Origin of the sequence: Collinsella sp. 1033st1_E11_1033SCRN_220408 (genome assembly GCF_039062465.1) — a bacterium.
GTDB lineage: Bacteria > Actinomycetota > Coriobacteriia > Coriobacteriales > Atopobiaceae > Parolsenella.
This window is the reverse complement of the sequence record NZ_JBCLNF010000006.1, coordinates 37401-49952: the sequence shown is the minus strand read 5'-3', so window position 1 is coordinate 49952 and position 12552 is coordinate 37401. Positions and strand designations below refer to the sequence as shown.

The 12552-nt window shown below is 65.8% G+C and carries 12 protein-coding genes; all 12 read right to left on the bottom strand.

What is annotated here, in order from left to right:
- Positions 1–19: 19 nt before the first annotated feature.
- Complete coding sequence (locus ABCN07_RS06045) at positions 20–1351, bottom strand: hypothetical protein (protein ID WP_343005840.1); 1332 nt, start codon at positions 1349–1351, stop codon at positions 20–22.
- Positions 1348–1911 carry a shikimate kinase gene (locus tag ABCN07_RS06040; protein WP_343005839.1) on the bottom strand — a complete coding sequence of 188 codons (564 nt, stop codon included), beginning with the start codon at positions 1909–1911 and terminating at the stop codon, positions 1348–1350. The genes ABCN07_RS06045 and ABCN07_RS06040 overlap by 4 nt, the downstream gene beginning before the upstream one ends.
- A 69-nt stretch (positions 1912–1980) precedes the next feature.
- Positions 1981–2451 (bottom strand): prepilin peptidase, encoded by a 471-nt coding sequence (locus ABCN07_RS06035; RefSeq protein WP_343005838.1) that lies wholly within the window; start codon positions 2449–2451, stop codon positions 1981–1983.
- Between the two features lie 8 nt (positions 2452–2459).
- Positions 2460–2945, bottom strand: coding sequence for a YqeG family HAD IIIA-type phosphatase (locus ABCN07_RS06030; RefSeq protein WP_343005837.1), 486 nt, complete (start codon positions 2943–2945; stop codon positions 2460–2462).
- On the bottom strand, positions 2945–4288 hold the full coding sequence (gene mltG, locus ABCN07_RS06025) for an endolytic transglycosylase MltG (protein ID WP_343005836.1): 1344 nt from the start codon (positions 4286–4288) through the stop codon (positions 2945–2947). The genes ABCN07_RS06030 and mltG overlap by 1 nt, the downstream gene beginning before the upstream one ends.
- Before the next feature lie 36 nt (positions 4289–4324).
- Positions 4325–4747: a Holliday junction resolvase RuvX gene (gene ruvX / locus ABCN07_RS06020; protein ID WP_343005835.1), complete on the bottom strand. Its 423-nt coding sequence runs from the start codon at positions 4745–4747 to the stop codon at positions 4325–4327.
- Positions 4748–4813: 66 nt separating this feature from the next.
- Complete coding sequence (gene alaS, locus ABCN07_RS06015; protein ID WP_343005834.1) at positions 4814–7471, bottom strand: alanine--tRNA ligase; 2658 nt, start codon at positions 7469–7471, stop codon at positions 4814–4816.
- 189 nt (positions 7472–7660) lie between these two features.
- On the bottom strand, positions 7661–9001 hold the full coding sequence (locus ABCN07_RS06010) for an AI-2E family transporter (protein ID WP_343005833.1): 1341 nt from the start codon (positions 8999–9001) through the stop codon (positions 7661–7663).
- Positions 8998–9855 carry a SigB/SigF/SigG family RNA polymerase sigma factor gene (locus ABCN07_RS06005; protein ID WP_343005832.1) on the bottom strand — a complete coding sequence of 286 codons (858 nt, stop codon included), beginning with the start codon at positions 9853–9855 and terminating at the stop codon, positions 8998–9000. Before ABCN07_RS06005 ends, ABCN07_RS06010 begins: the two co-directional genes overlap by 4 nt.
- Positions 9848–10243: an ATP-binding protein gene (locus ABCN07_RS06000; RefSeq protein WP_343005831.1), complete on the bottom strand. Its 396-nt coding sequence runs from the start codon at positions 10241–10243 to the stop codon at positions 9848–9850. Before ABCN07_RS06000 ends, ABCN07_RS06005 begins: the two co-directional genes overlap by 8 nt.
- The gene (locus tag ABCN07_RS05995; protein ID WP_343005830.1) at positions 10244–10891 is read right to left on the bottom strand and encodes a DUF948 domain-containing protein; all 648 of its coding nucleotides are present in this window, start codon (positions 10889–10891) and stop codon (positions 10244–10246) included. It abuts the gene before it with no gap.
- A gap of 80 nt (positions 10892–10971) precedes the next feature.
- Positions 10972–12540: a replication-associated recombination protein A gene (locus ABCN07_RS05990; protein WP_343005829.1), complete on the bottom strand. Its 1569-nt coding sequence runs from the start codon at positions 12538–12540 to the stop codon at positions 10972–10974.
- Positions 12541–12552 lie beyond the last annotated feature (12 nt).

The following is a 12552-nucleotide window of genomic DNA, read 5'->3' as shown; positions in this document are numbered from 1 at the left end:
AGACGGCGCGCGAGTTTTGCTATTTGTCGGCGGAGGAACCTGCCGGGGCGACAGCGTTCTCAGCGGCGGGTGCCTCAGGGGCAGCAGCGTCACCAGCGACGGCGTCACTCGGGGCGGAGGTTTCGGCGGCAGCGGCCTCCTCGGCCTGCCTGGCGAGCCTTCGCGCGAGCTTCCTACGAGCGCGGCACCAGCCGGAGAGATGCGCGAGCAGTGTCTCGTCCTCGACGGAGCAGAGCCTCACGCGGCCAAAACCGAGGGGAAGCGCGGGCATGAAGCGATTGGAATGCGCGAACTCGTCCGCGCGCAGGGCCTCGAGCAGGCGTTCCGGGTCGACGTTGCAGGCGACCTCCGGCAGGCCGAGCTTCTCGAGCAGGCCGTCCTGCGCGAAGACGAGGTCAACGACCGCCTGGTCAGGAGTCTGGCGAGCCGCGGCGAGACGTGCGGAGATGCGGAGGCCCTCGGCAAGCAGACGGCCCTCGCAGACCTCGCGCTCAACGGCGAGCTGGCCGCCCTTGTCGTCCTGCTCCGCCAGACAAGCGCCAAGGGCGCGCCCCACGGACAGGCCATAGAGTATGCCCTGACGCATGGCGAGCGCCGTGGAGCTCGCGACGCGCGTGCGAGCCTTGGTGATGTCGAGGATCTCGTCAACGAGCGTGGCGGCGTCCGCGGAGACGATGCCATCCGCACGAACCGCGAGGTCAGAGAAGGCGCTCTCCCCCGCCGCGACGGCGCCGGCAACGAGCACGGCATACGCCATGAGCGTGGTGGGGTCGTCCGCGGCCGCGGGGAGAAGGTCGGTGTCACAGAGCGAGAAGCGCAGGTTGGCGCGCGTGCGCAGGGACTCGGGCATGGAGGCGGAGTCGATGGCGCGGGGCGTCACCGGGGCGTCGACCATGCCATCGAGCGTCGTCGGCACGGAGACGACGGGAGAGCCCGTCTGCCAGGTGGCGGCGGCGAAGAGGACGAGCGAGAGGACGTCCGCGTCGCCGACGACGACAACCGGGTCATCGGGCGTCACGCCCGCGGCAGCGAACTCGTCATAGAGGCGCATCGCGTGGACGAGCTTGCGGCTCTCGCGACCAGACGGGACCTCGCGGACGGTGACGGAGAACCCCACGTCGACGAGCGAGCGTCGAAGGCGCTCCACGAGCTCGCCAGAGACGTCGTCGCCGGCGACAAGGAGCGTATGACCGGGCTTGCCGGCGACGGACTTGGTTGCCTGACCGAGCTGGTCTGCCACGCCGGGACCGACGCGCATGTCACAGGCACCAGAGCGCAGTACGATGGACTGGCGGCGGATGGGCACGACGACGGGCTCGGTCTCCAACTCGTCACTCTTAGGGTCGCTCATAGGAGTCCCTTCTCCCAAAGGAGGGCACCCACCTCGTAGGCGACCTCCTGGAACGTCTTTCCGGAAATAACCACGCGATAGTCGCACGCCGCCTCGTAGAGCGGACGGCGATGCGCGTAGAGCGCGCGAGCATGCTCGGCGTCACCGAGGTCCGGGCGCTTATCCGGCCTACGGATCTGACGGAGCGAGTCCTCGAGCGTGCCGTCTAGATAGACGATGCTACCCATCTCGCGCATGATGCGAGCGTTCTCCTCGGATTCGATCACGCCACCGCCGCAGCTCACAAGCAGGCTGCGCTTGTCGCGAAGGCTCTCGAGCGAGCGGGTCTCCGCCTCGCGGAACGCCGCCTCGCCACGCGTCTCGAAGATGCGGGAGACGCTCGCGTGAAGCTCACGCTCGACCATGCGGTCGACGTCGACGAAGTCACGATGAAACATGTTGCCGAGGTTACGGGCGACCGTCGTCTTGCCAGCGCCGAGAAAGCCGATGAAAAAGACGTGGTCACAGCCATGATGGGCACGCTTATGGCCGCCTTGCGGCAGAGTGGGTATCCCCGTCATCGTCTTCGCCTCCCTCGGTCTTCGCTTAGGACAAATCCCAACGGCGCATACGCACCGCACTATGCGATTCTAGCAAGCCGTGAGACCTGTGAGGGCGAGGGCGACTCCGACGAGGCAGAAGGAGCCGGCAAGCCAGGGCCCGAGGGCGAACGTCCGCTCGCCGCGAACGAAGGATAACAACGCGCCCGCGAGGCATGCCAGCGCAAACCCGACGAGGTCCCAAGCGCCAATGAGGCAGCCCCATGCGGAGAGGAACTTGACGTCTCCCAGGCCCATGCCAACACGGCCCGAGAGACGGCGATAGCCCAGCTCGAGAAGCGTCCCGGCGGCAAGTTCAGACAGGGCGACGGCGAGACAACGCGTAAGCGGCGGAAATGCGGGCAACAGGCCCGTTCGAGCACGCACCAGCCCAAAGACGAGGCCAGAGACGGCAACACCCACGCATGCGGCGTTGGGAATCGTCCGCTCCCGGGCATCGACCACGGCAGCCCAAAGGGAGACGCCCATGGCGAGGACGAGCGAGGCCGCGCAGATCGCCATACCCAAGGCTACTTCCGGGCGCCGATCGCACGCTCGAAGACGCGGAAGATGTGCGTGTACCAGAGGTCCGTCGTGCTCTGCGGGTCAACCAGGATGGGCCGCACGCCAGCGAGGTTGCCGGCCATGACGTCCGTGAAGACTTGATCGCCCACAAGCACCGCCTCGTCGGCGGTGGCGCCCATGAGCTTGAGGGCGCGACGCACCGCGAAGGGCGCCGGCTTCATGGCATGATGCACGACCTCGCAGCCAAGTTCCTTTGCGCTTTCCTCGACCTCGCGGGAGTGGAAGTTGTTCGAGACCATGCAGACCTTGATACCCGCCGCGCGCAGGGCGTCAAGCCACGCGAGGGCAGACTCCGGGGCCTGCTTGGTGTCGCGCGGGACGACGGTGTTGTCGCGGTCGATCAGGACACAGCGGACGCCAGCCTCGACGAGGCCGTCGACGCCGATGGACGCGACGTCAGGCTCGCGCCTCCAGGGCTTAACCAGTGCCATTAGCGATTCGCCTCGATTGCCTGTAGGTGCTCGTCATAGGTAGCCGAGAACCATTCGTCGGTCTGGGTGATGTAGAAGTACAGGTAGTCAGTCTCGTCCGGAGAGAGCGCCGCCTTGATCGAATCGAGGGAGGGCGAGCAGATGGGCGTCGGGGTGAGACCGCTGTTGAGGTAGGTGTTGTAGGGGCTCTCCTGCTTGAGGTCATCAGCCGTGACCTCTCCGCCGGTGACGTACATCATCGTGGCGTCGCTCTGAAGCGCCATGCCGATCTTGAGGCGGTTGTAGAACGTGGAGGAGACCTTGGGACGCTGCGAATCCGTCACGGCCTCGCGCTCGATGATGCTCGCGAGCTTGAGGAAGTCATAGTCGCTCATGTCAATGCCGTAGCGGTCCTTGATCAGGGACTTGGCGCTGTCAAAGTCGAGCGACATGACGTCGGACTTGTACTGGTCGAGCATCGCACGGATAACGTCGTCCGCGGTGACGTTCGACTTGCCGGAGAAGTTGTAGGTCTTGGGACAAAGGAAGCCCTCGAGCGAGTCATCCTGCGCGTCGGCAAGGAAGGGGTAGTCCGCGACGTAGTTGGAGGCCTTTGCCTGGGCGAGGAAATCGTCAGAGGAGATGCTTGAGAACGTCTGGGAGACGACCGCCGCGGCCTGGGAGACCGTCAGGCCTTCCGGAATCGTAAACGCCCCGCTCGTGGAGTTGGGACCGGATACGAGCTGGTCGATGATCGAATCGAAGCTCTGGCCCACGGTGAACATGTAGGCACCGCTCTTGAGAGAAGAGTCCGCCCCCTGCTTCCTGACCTCGGCCACGAAGTCATCGGAACTGGCAATGACACCGGCATCCTTGAGCTTCGAGGCGATGGCAATGGCTCCGGACCCGTCGTCGATGACGACCTCAACCTGCATGCCCTGGTTGGGAAGGTCACCCTGGCTGGGTTTCTTGAGGAGGCGCGGCACGAAGACGACGCCTGCCACAACGATTGCGACGAGAACGATCAGAGCAGCCAGAACGGGACCCTTGCGCGAGTGACCACCGCGGGCAGACGCGGCGCGCTGAGAGCGCGTGCGAGGCGTGGCGAGGCTCTGCATGCCAGTGGCGGAAGAGCGACGGCCCGCATTTGCGGGGCGCGAGGAACGGGTAGCAGCCGGGCGCGCGGTGCGGTTGGCAGCCGGACGCGCGCCAGCAACGTGGGAAGAGGCAGCCGGACGAGAGCCGGCGGCATACGGAGAGACCTGCGAGCCCGAACCCGTAGGACGCGACGCACGACGAGTGCCTGAAGAAGCCGCGTCGCTCGAGAAGTGGGAGCCTCGACGGCGCCTCTGGGAATCTGCCATAGGTGACCTTCCGAACTGCGCCGGCGGGCGCGTAGACTACCTGTCGCCCGACCCTCGCGAGTCAAGCCAGGCCTGCAGGAAGAGGGACGCGGCAATCATGTCGACCTTGCCACGCATCTGCTTCTCGTTGAGGCCCTGCTCACGCAGGATCCTCTTTGCCTCCGAACTGGAGAGTCGCTCGTCAGCGAACTCAAGCGGGAGGTCGCAGGCCTTTGCGATGGAGCGAGCCTGAGCCATGACGCGCTCCGCCTGGGGACCGTCCTCACCAGACATCGTCTGAGGACGCCCGCAGACGAGGACCTCAGGCTCATAGTCCTCGAGAATGCGACGGAACGTCTTCGCGCACGAGAGAACCTCGGCCGCGGGCAGCACCTTCACGGGGCTGGCGACACGGCCGGAGGCATCGCTCGCGGCGATGCCGATACGCACCTCGCCGATGTCGAGCGCGAGGGCCCTCATGAGAGGGCTCCCGCGACGGCACCGGCGAGGTGGTCATATGTGAGAGTGAGCGAAGCCACGCGAGCCCTAGGAGAGCATCTCGCGGGCGGCAGCGAGCGCGTCGTCGATGCCGGAGGCATCCTTGCCGCCAGCCTGGGCCATGTTCGGGCGTCCACCGCCACGGCCGCCAACGTAGCTGGCGACGTTGCGAATCACGTCGCCAGCGCCAAAGCCAGCGGCAACGGCACCGTCAGTCGCGGCCGCGAGGAGCGCGACCTTGCCCTCGGGCGTGTTCGTGGCGAGGAAGCACGCGACGTCGCCAGTGGCCTTGTCACGGATGGCGTCCCAGGCCTCGCGGAGCTGGCCGGCCTCCAGGCCGTCCATGCGAGCGATGACCGCCTTGTAGGAGCCGCAGTCGATGGCGGCGGCCATGGCCGTCTGGATCTTGTCAGAGGAACCGCCGAGGAGGGCCTGCTTGAGCTTGCCCTCGAGGTCACGGGCGGCGGCCTTCATGTCCGCGATGCGGTTAGCGGCGTCCTCGGGACGGCACTTGAGCTCGGAGGCGACGGCGTCGAGGGCGTCGTTGCGCTCGTCAAGCCAGGCAAGCGCGCCAAGGCTCGTCACGGCTTCGATACGACGGACGTTGGAGCCAGTCGAGCTCTCCGAGACGATCTTGAAGAGACCGAGCTCAGAGGAGTTGCGGGCGTGGGCGCCACCGCACAGCTCGCGGCTGAATGGCTGGTCCTCGTTGCCAACGGAAACCATGCGCACGACGTCACCGTACTTCTCGCCGAACAGGGCGATGGCGCCGGCCTCCTTGGCCTCGTCAATGCTGCAGACGCGGGTCACGACGGGCTTGGCGGCGAAGATCTCGACGTTCACAAGGTCCTCGACCTCGTGGAGCTGCTCGGCCGTGAGGGCCTCGAAGTGCGTGAAGTCGAAGCGCAGGCGCGAATCGTCGCAAAGGGAGCCAGCCTGGCTGACGTGCTCGCCGAGAACCGTCTTGAGCGCGGCGTCGAGCAGGTGCGTGGCGGTGTGGTTGCGGCGGATGAGCTCGCGACGGTGAGCGTCGATGGCAGCGCAGACGACGTCGCCCACGGAGATGGCGCCCTCGGCGACGTGAGCCATGTGGGCAAAGAGGCCGTTGTGGCTCTTGGTGTCGCTCACCTCGAGCTTGACGCCCTCGGCGCTGATGGTGCCGGTGTCGCCCACTTGGCCGCCCATCTCGGCGTAGAACGGGGTGCGGTCAAGGATAACCTCGACGTCAGCGCCAGCCTCGGCGCGCTCGACGGACTCGCCGTTCGCGACGATGGCGACGACGCGGGCATCCTCGACGGCGTTCGCGTCATAGCCCTCGAACTCAGTGGCGGCGAGCTTATCGGAGAGCTCGGTCCAGACGTTGTTGAAGTCACCCCAGGCATCGCGGTTGGCGTTGGCGCGAGCGCGCTCCTTCTGCTCGGTCATACAGGCGTCGAAGCCGTCCATGTCGACGTCGTGACCGGCGGCGGCGGAAATCTCGACCGTGAGGTCGATGGGGAAACCGTAGGTGTCGTGCAGCTTGAAGGCGACCTCGCCCGGAAGGACCGCACCCTCGGCAAGACCGGCGATGGCCTCGTCGAGATAGGTGCGCCCGGTGTCGAGCGTGGTGGAGAAGCGCTCCTCCTCGGCGGCGACGATGCCCTTCACGAGCGCGACGTTCTTGAGAAGCTCGGGATAGGCCTCGCCCATGAGGCGGTTGACCTCATCGATGAACTTGGTGAGGAAGGCGCCCTCGATGCCCAGCAGGCGACCGTGGAACACGGCGCGACGAAGCAGGCGGCGAAGGACGTACTCGCGACCCTCGTTGCCCGGCAGGATGCCGTCGGAGATCATGAAATCAACGGCGCGGGCATGATCCGCGATGATACGGAGGCTGCGGGAGGCGCCGGAGTAATCGTTGGCGTCATAGGTCTTGCCGGAGATCTCCTCGCCGAGGGCGATGAGGCTCTGCATGAGGTCGCCGTCATAGTTGGCGCTCTTGTGCTGCATGATGGCGGCCATGCGCTCGAGACCCATGCCCGTGTCGAGGTTGCGGTGCGGAAGCTCCGGCAGAGAGCCGTCCTCCTGGCGGTCGAACTGGGTGAACACGAGGTTCCAGAACTCGAGGAAGCGGTCGCAGTCGCAGCCGGGGGCGCAGTCCGGCTTGCCACAGCCCACGTCCTCGCCCTGGTCAAAGTAAATCTCGGAGCAGGGACCGCAGGGACCGGTGGGGCCAGCGGCCCAGAAGTTGTCATCCTCGCCGAGGCGGGAGATGTGATCTTCCGGGACGCCGAGGCTGCGCCAGACGTCATGCGTCTCGTCGTCATCCGTGAAGATGGTGAAGTAGAGGCGCTCGACCGGGAGGTGGAACTTCTCGGTGATGAGCTCGAAGGCCCAGGCGCAGGCCTGCTCCTTGGAAACGCCGCCGAAGGAGAAGTCGCCGAGCATCTCGAAGAAGGAGAGGTGACGGCCATCCTCGCCGATGCAGTCGATGTCGTTGGTGCGCACGCACTTCTGGCAGCTGCAGGCGCCGATCTCCTTCATCGTCTTCTTGCCCTGGTAGTACTCCTTGAACTGGTTCATGCCAGCGTTGGCAAGAAGCAGCGAGGGGTCATCAGGAACGAGCGAGGAGCTGGGATACAGCTTCAGGCCGCGCTCCTCGAAGAACTTGAGGAAGGTCGAGCGAATCTCGGCGGTGGTCATGGACGGGAAATCGGCGGTGCTCATATCTCTCCCCTACGATCGGGTGGTGTCAGCGCATACAGCTCGTAAGTATACCGCGAGCGACTACGCGGATGAATGGAAACGACGAAGGGCCGGAGCTGAGCCCCGACCCTTCACAAGATTCGATTGAGCGCGCCTGCCGCGCCGCTCCCCGTGCAACGTGGCGCGCGAACGCCCGCATCATCCGACGCCCTACTTGCGCAGGCGCTTGAACTCCTCGAGTTGCTGGCGGAGAGTCTCCGCGAGGATGGGCTTCTCCGCGTCAGGGCGCTCCTCCGCCTCCACCCCGTCCATGGTGCTGGGGTCGATGATCAGGGACCTCTCGAGGAAGGAGTCATCGTCGAGGGCGTCAAACGAGGGCACCGGCGTGCCATCCGGGTGGTGGAAGGGCGTGCCCTTGAAGAAGGCACCCTCCCAGCTCACGAGCTGCCTGCCCGTCTTGTTCTCGAAGAAGTAGATGAAGGCGCCCTTGACGGCGGCGGTAAGCGGCACGGCCAGAGCCATGCCCAGCGCCCCACCAAGGCTTGCGCCCACAGTGACACCGATGAGGCTCATGGCGGGATGGATCTTGACGGCACTACGCATCACGAGGGGGCTCAGGACGTTATCCGTGAAGTTCTGCGCCATGTCAGAAAGCACGAATGACCAGAAGGCGACCACGGGATTCACGAGGAGGCCGACGAGCGCAGCGAGGAACGAGGCCGTGAAGGGACCGATGACGGGGACGAAATGCAGGACTCCCGCGACGAGGGCCATCAGGCCAGGATAGGGGTTCCCGCAGATCGTGAACCCGATGTAGGCCAGGACGCCGTCGATGATGCTCGTGACCACGATGCCGCGCATGTAGCCGCCGACGGAGCGTCCGAGGACCGCGACGAGGAGCGCGAGGTCCTCGGCGTGGCGGGGACCCGCGATGACGCCAAGCTCGCGCATGATCAGCGGATAGTCCTTCGCGAACCAATAGGCCATGAAGAGGCCGAGGAACGACATCACGATGGTGTTCACGAGGCTCATGACGTTGGGGACGAACGCCCGGGAAAGCCAGCCAGCGAGCTTGCTCACGAGCGTGGTGCCCACATCGGTAAGGCCAACAAGCAGGGACTGGACGTTGGCCTGGAAGTCCGTGGTCTCGGCGGAGCCGTAGGAAGAGAAGAGATGCTGCACGAACTCCTGGGACTGCGCGAACAGCGAGGGAACGCGGTCGAGCATCTGGCTCAGCTGGCCGACGAACAGTGGCACCAGCCAGATGAGGAACGCGAGGACCACGCCGATGACCAGCACGAGCGAGAGCAGGGCGCCGATGCCCCTGCTAACGCCACGGCGCTCGAACCAGTTGGTGATCGAGCTGCAGATGAACCCCACGATGGCACCGACGGAAAGGCAGATGACCGCAGAGCTCACACGCCCGAGGACCGCGAGGATGATGGCAAACGCAATGGCACAACCGATGAAAGCCCACACGCGTACGGCAACGAGCCTCGTGGAGCGATAGGACTCCTCTCGCTCCTCGGAGGTTAGTTTCTGTAGGCTCATCGCATAAGGCCTTCCGGGTCGATCTTGTCCTGGAGCTTCTTGAGCGTGCGACGCAGAAGACGACTCACCTGGACCTGGGAGATTCCCAGGCGCTTGGCTATCTCGACCTGCGTGAGGCCCTCGTCGAAGCGCATGCGGACGACTTCCTGCTCGCGCGGGGAGAACTCGCGGATCGTGTCCTCGATGACCATGCGGTCGTCCGAGGCGGCGAGGTCTTGGTCGACGCTCGCGTAGTGGTCGATGACAGCGGGGGCGTCCTCGTCCTCGTTGTTCCCGCCCTCGAGAGGCACGGAGCTATAGGCGCTCGAGGACTCCATCGCCTCGAGGACCTCGTCGACGCTCACGCCAAGGCGAGAAGCGACCTCCTCGGTCGAAGGCGAGCGCTGGAGCTCCTTCGTGAGCTCGTCCGTCACCTGGTTGACCTTGGCAGAGAGCTCCTGCAGACGCCTCGGCACGCGGACGCTCCAGCCCTTGTCGCGGAAGTGACGCTTGATCTCTCCCAGGATGGTGGGCGTGGCATAGGTGGTGAACTCGAGGCCACGCTCGGGGTCGAAGCGGTCAATCGCCTTGATAAGGCCGATCGTGCCCACCTGGACGAGGTCATCGAGGGGTTCTCCCCTGTTCTTGAATTTTGCGGAGAGGAAGCGAACGAGGTTGAGGTGACTCATGATGAGCTCGTCTCGGGCGTCCTCGTCTCCCTCCTCCTTATAAAGGCGGAATAGCTCACGGGTGCGCTCCTTGTCCCAAGCCAGCTTGCCCTTTGGGGTGGCAGGCAGGTCACGCACGGCAGCGGCAGCCTCGCGACGCGCTTGGGCTCGCTGCTCGCTCGTAAGCTCTCTGGAGTCACTAGGCATCAAGGGCATCCACATTCTTCTGGAGCGTGAGCGAAAGCGTGTGTGCCTCGCCATCGAGCTCGCACTCGTCACAGACGGCGGTAAGGATGAGCTCCGCATACGTGGCGATCTGGTCATCCTCCGGCTCGGCCTCGCCAAGGGCAAAGGTCATGGTGAGGGCGTCTCCGCTCGCGTCAAAGCTGACCTCGCAGGCCTCGGGCTTGGTGGCGCAGCACCACACGAAGGCTTCCTCGGCGGCCATGCGGACGTCTTCGACGCCGTCGACGGAGAGGCCGGCGAGCACGGCGAGGTTCGCGGCGAGCATGCGCACGGGACGCGCGAACGAGGCGCTCGCGGGAACGGAAAGGGAAACGGGCATCTGCTGCTCTTCTTCTGTCGTTGCCATCATCTACTCAGCCTTCTCGGCGGCCGCGGAGGGCTCTGCCGGCGCCTCGCAGGAGGCATCATCGGAAACGGACGGAACCTGCTCTGCCGGGACATCCGCGGCGGGAGCGGAAGGATAGGTGAAGTAGCCCTCGTCACCAGAGACCCTCTCGACGTTCACAGGCTCTGCAGGAGCCGGGGCATCGAGCGCGCCGGTGGCGGCAGGAGCGGAGATCTTGGCGCTGGCGCGGCCGGAAACCTTGCCAGCGACCTTACCCAGCGCGCCGGCGACGCCCGTGGCGACGGACTCGACGGCACCACTGACGGCGCCGGTAGCACGCGCGCCCGTATCAGTCACGGTGTTGACGTCCGAGAGGATGCCCTCGACGCGAACGAGGTCAACGTTGATGAGGTCGACCGTGGTGGAGGCCTTCTCGAGAATGGGCTCGATCTGCTTGGCGGCAGCCGGCAGCTCGTCGGCGACGCCATCGAGTTTGGCGACGACGGGGCGGATGTCCGCAATCGTCTCGTTCACGGAATCCGTGAGCTCAGAGACGCTCTTGCGGGTCTGGCGCAGCGTGAGCGCGAGCTCGACCACGGCCCAAACACCGGCGATGACAAGAACAATGAGCGCGATCGTCATAGGGTCAAGCGCAAATCCTTCAGTGGACATCGTGGCTCCTCACGAGTTGGGTGCGCCCGCCTGCGCGGGCGTGCAATGGCTAGGGGACATTCTACCCGTCCGCGCGCAGACTACTCTTCGGCGCTGTCTTGGGTTTGGGACTCCGGCGCAGACGCCTGGCCTGCCTCGGGCGATGCGGGCTCGGGCGCAGCGGCGCCAGCAGCCTGGGGTGCCGGTGCGGCAGGTTCGGGCACCTGGCGCGTCGACGCGGCCGAGCCATCCCCGGCAGACGCGGGCGGAACCTCCACCTCGCGCGGCGTCGCCCCCGTTCGACCGGAAGACGTGACGTCAAGTCGCCAGGCCTCCCAGCCGCGACCGCTCGGGCTAAAGAACTGGCCACGCTCGAGACCGTCCGGCAGGTACTGCTGCTCGACCCACCCCTCCGGATAGTTATGCGGGTAGAGGTAGGGGCCATAGGAATCCGAGCCCGGACGGTGACGGTCACGCAGGTGATTGGGCACCTCGCGACGCGGCCCGTGGCGGACCTCGGCGAGCGCGGCGTCGATACCCGCCTCGCAGGCGTTGCTCTTAGGCGCGAGGCACACGTAGAGCGCCGCCTGGGCGAGGTTAATGCGGCACTCCGGATAGCCAATGACCTCGGCGCTCTTGAAGGCGGCCTCCGCCACGAGAATCGCCTGCGGATCCGCGTTGCCCACGTCCTCGCTCGCGTGGATCATGATGCGACGGGCGATGAACTTCGGGTCCTCCCCCGCGTCGATCATGCGGGCGAGCCAGTAGAGGACGGCATCCGGGTCGCTGCCGCGCATCGACTTGATGAAGGCGGAGATGATGTCGTAGTGCATGTCGCCGGACTTGTCATAGGGAAGCCCACGGCGGGGATTTGCCTCGGTCACGTTCTCGCGGGTAATGCGGAGAGGCGCCTCAGAATCGCCGGCGTCGCGCGCGAGCATGGAGCCACCCTCGAGGAGGATCTCCCCCTCGGGCGTGACCTTCGCTCCCGCGGGAAGTGCCATCTGGCTCGCGAGCTCGAGCGTGGTCAGGGCGGAGCGCGCATCTCCACCGGCAAGCTGAACGATCTCGGTGCGAGCGTCGTCATCGAGGGAGAACAGGCCGCGCAGGCCATGTTCGGACGCGAGGGCGCGGTCCACCAGAAGGCCAATCGCGGAGTCATCGAGAGGAATCAGCTCGACCACGCGGCTGCGCGAGATGAGGGCGGAATTCACCTCGAAGTAAGGGTTCTCCGTGGTGGCGCCCACGAGGATGACGATGCGATCCTCGACCGCATGGAGCAGGGCGTCTTGCTGGGAGCGGTTAAAGCGATGGATCTCGTCCACGAAGAGTATCGTGCGCAGGCCGCGCGTCATGAGGCGGGACTCCGCCGCCTCGATCTCGCGACGGAGGTCCTTGACCGTGCCCGTGATCGCCGAGACCTCGACGAACTCCGCGTGAGTGGTGTTGGCGATAATGCGCGCAAGCGTCGTCTTGCCGGTGCCGGCGGGGCCGTAGAGCAGGACGCTCGAGAGGACGTCATGCTCGATGGCACGGCGCAGCCATGAGTCCGGGCCGACCGCCTGCTCCTGGCCCACGTAATCCGCGAGGGTCTGGGGGCGCATGCGAACCGCCAGGGGCGCGTTCATGTTGCGCTTGTAGCGCTCAACTTCTGAAAAAAGAGTATCCATGGGACCGATTGT

Excerpts from the sequence above, each read along its gene's own strand:
- ruvX (WP_343005835.1), bottom strand. The coding sequence starts at position 4,747 with ATGAGGGCCCTCGCGCTCGACATCGGCGAGGTGCGTATCGGCATCGCC.
- ABCN07_RS06000 (WP_343005831.1), bottom strand. The coding sequence starts at position 10,243 with ATGATGGCAACGACAGAAGAAGAGCAGCAGATGCCCGTTTCCCTTTCC.
- mltG (WP_343005836.1), bottom strand. The coding sequence starts at position 4,288 with ATGGCAGATTCCCAGAGGCGCCGTCGAGGCTCCCACTTCTCGAGCGAC.
- ABCN07_RS06040 (WP_343005839.1), bottom strand. The coding sequence starts at position 1,911 with ATGACGGGGATACCCACTCTGCCGCAAGGCGGCCATAAGCGTGCCCAT.
- ABCN07_RS06010 (WP_343005833.1), bottom strand. The coding sequence starts at position 9,001 with ATGAGCCTACAGAAACTAACCTCCGAGGAGCGAGAGGAGTCCTATCGC.
- ABCN07_RS06045 (WP_343005840.1), bottom strand. The coding sequence starts at position 1,351 with ATGAGCGACCCTAAGAGTGACGAGTTGGAGACCGAGCCCGTCGTCGTG.
- ABCN07_RS06030 (WP_343005837.1), bottom strand. The coding sequence starts at position 2,945 with ATGGCACTGGTTAAGCCCTGGAGGCGCGAGCCTGACGTCGCGTCCATC.
- ABCN07_RS05990 (WP_343005829.1), bottom strand. The coding sequence starts at position 12,540 with ATGGATACTCTTTTTTCAGAAGTTGAGCGCTACAAGCGCAACATGAAC.
- ABCN07_RS05995 (WP_343005830.1), bottom strand. The coding sequence starts at position 10,891 with ATGTCCACTGAAGGATTTGCGCTTGACCCTATGACGATCGCGCTCATT.
- ABCN07_RS06005 (WP_343005832.1), bottom strand. The coding sequence starts at position 9,855 with ATGCCTAGTGACTCCAGAGAGCTTACGAGCGAGCAGCGAGCCCAAGCG.
- ABCN07_RS06035 (WP_343005838.1), bottom strand. The coding sequence starts at position 2,451 with ATGGCGATCTGCGCGGCCTCGCTCGTCCTCGCCATGGGCGTCTCCCTT.
- alaS (WP_343005834.1), bottom strand. The coding sequence starts at position 7,471 with ATGAGCACCGCCGATTTCCCGTCCATGACCACCGCCGAGATTCGCTCG.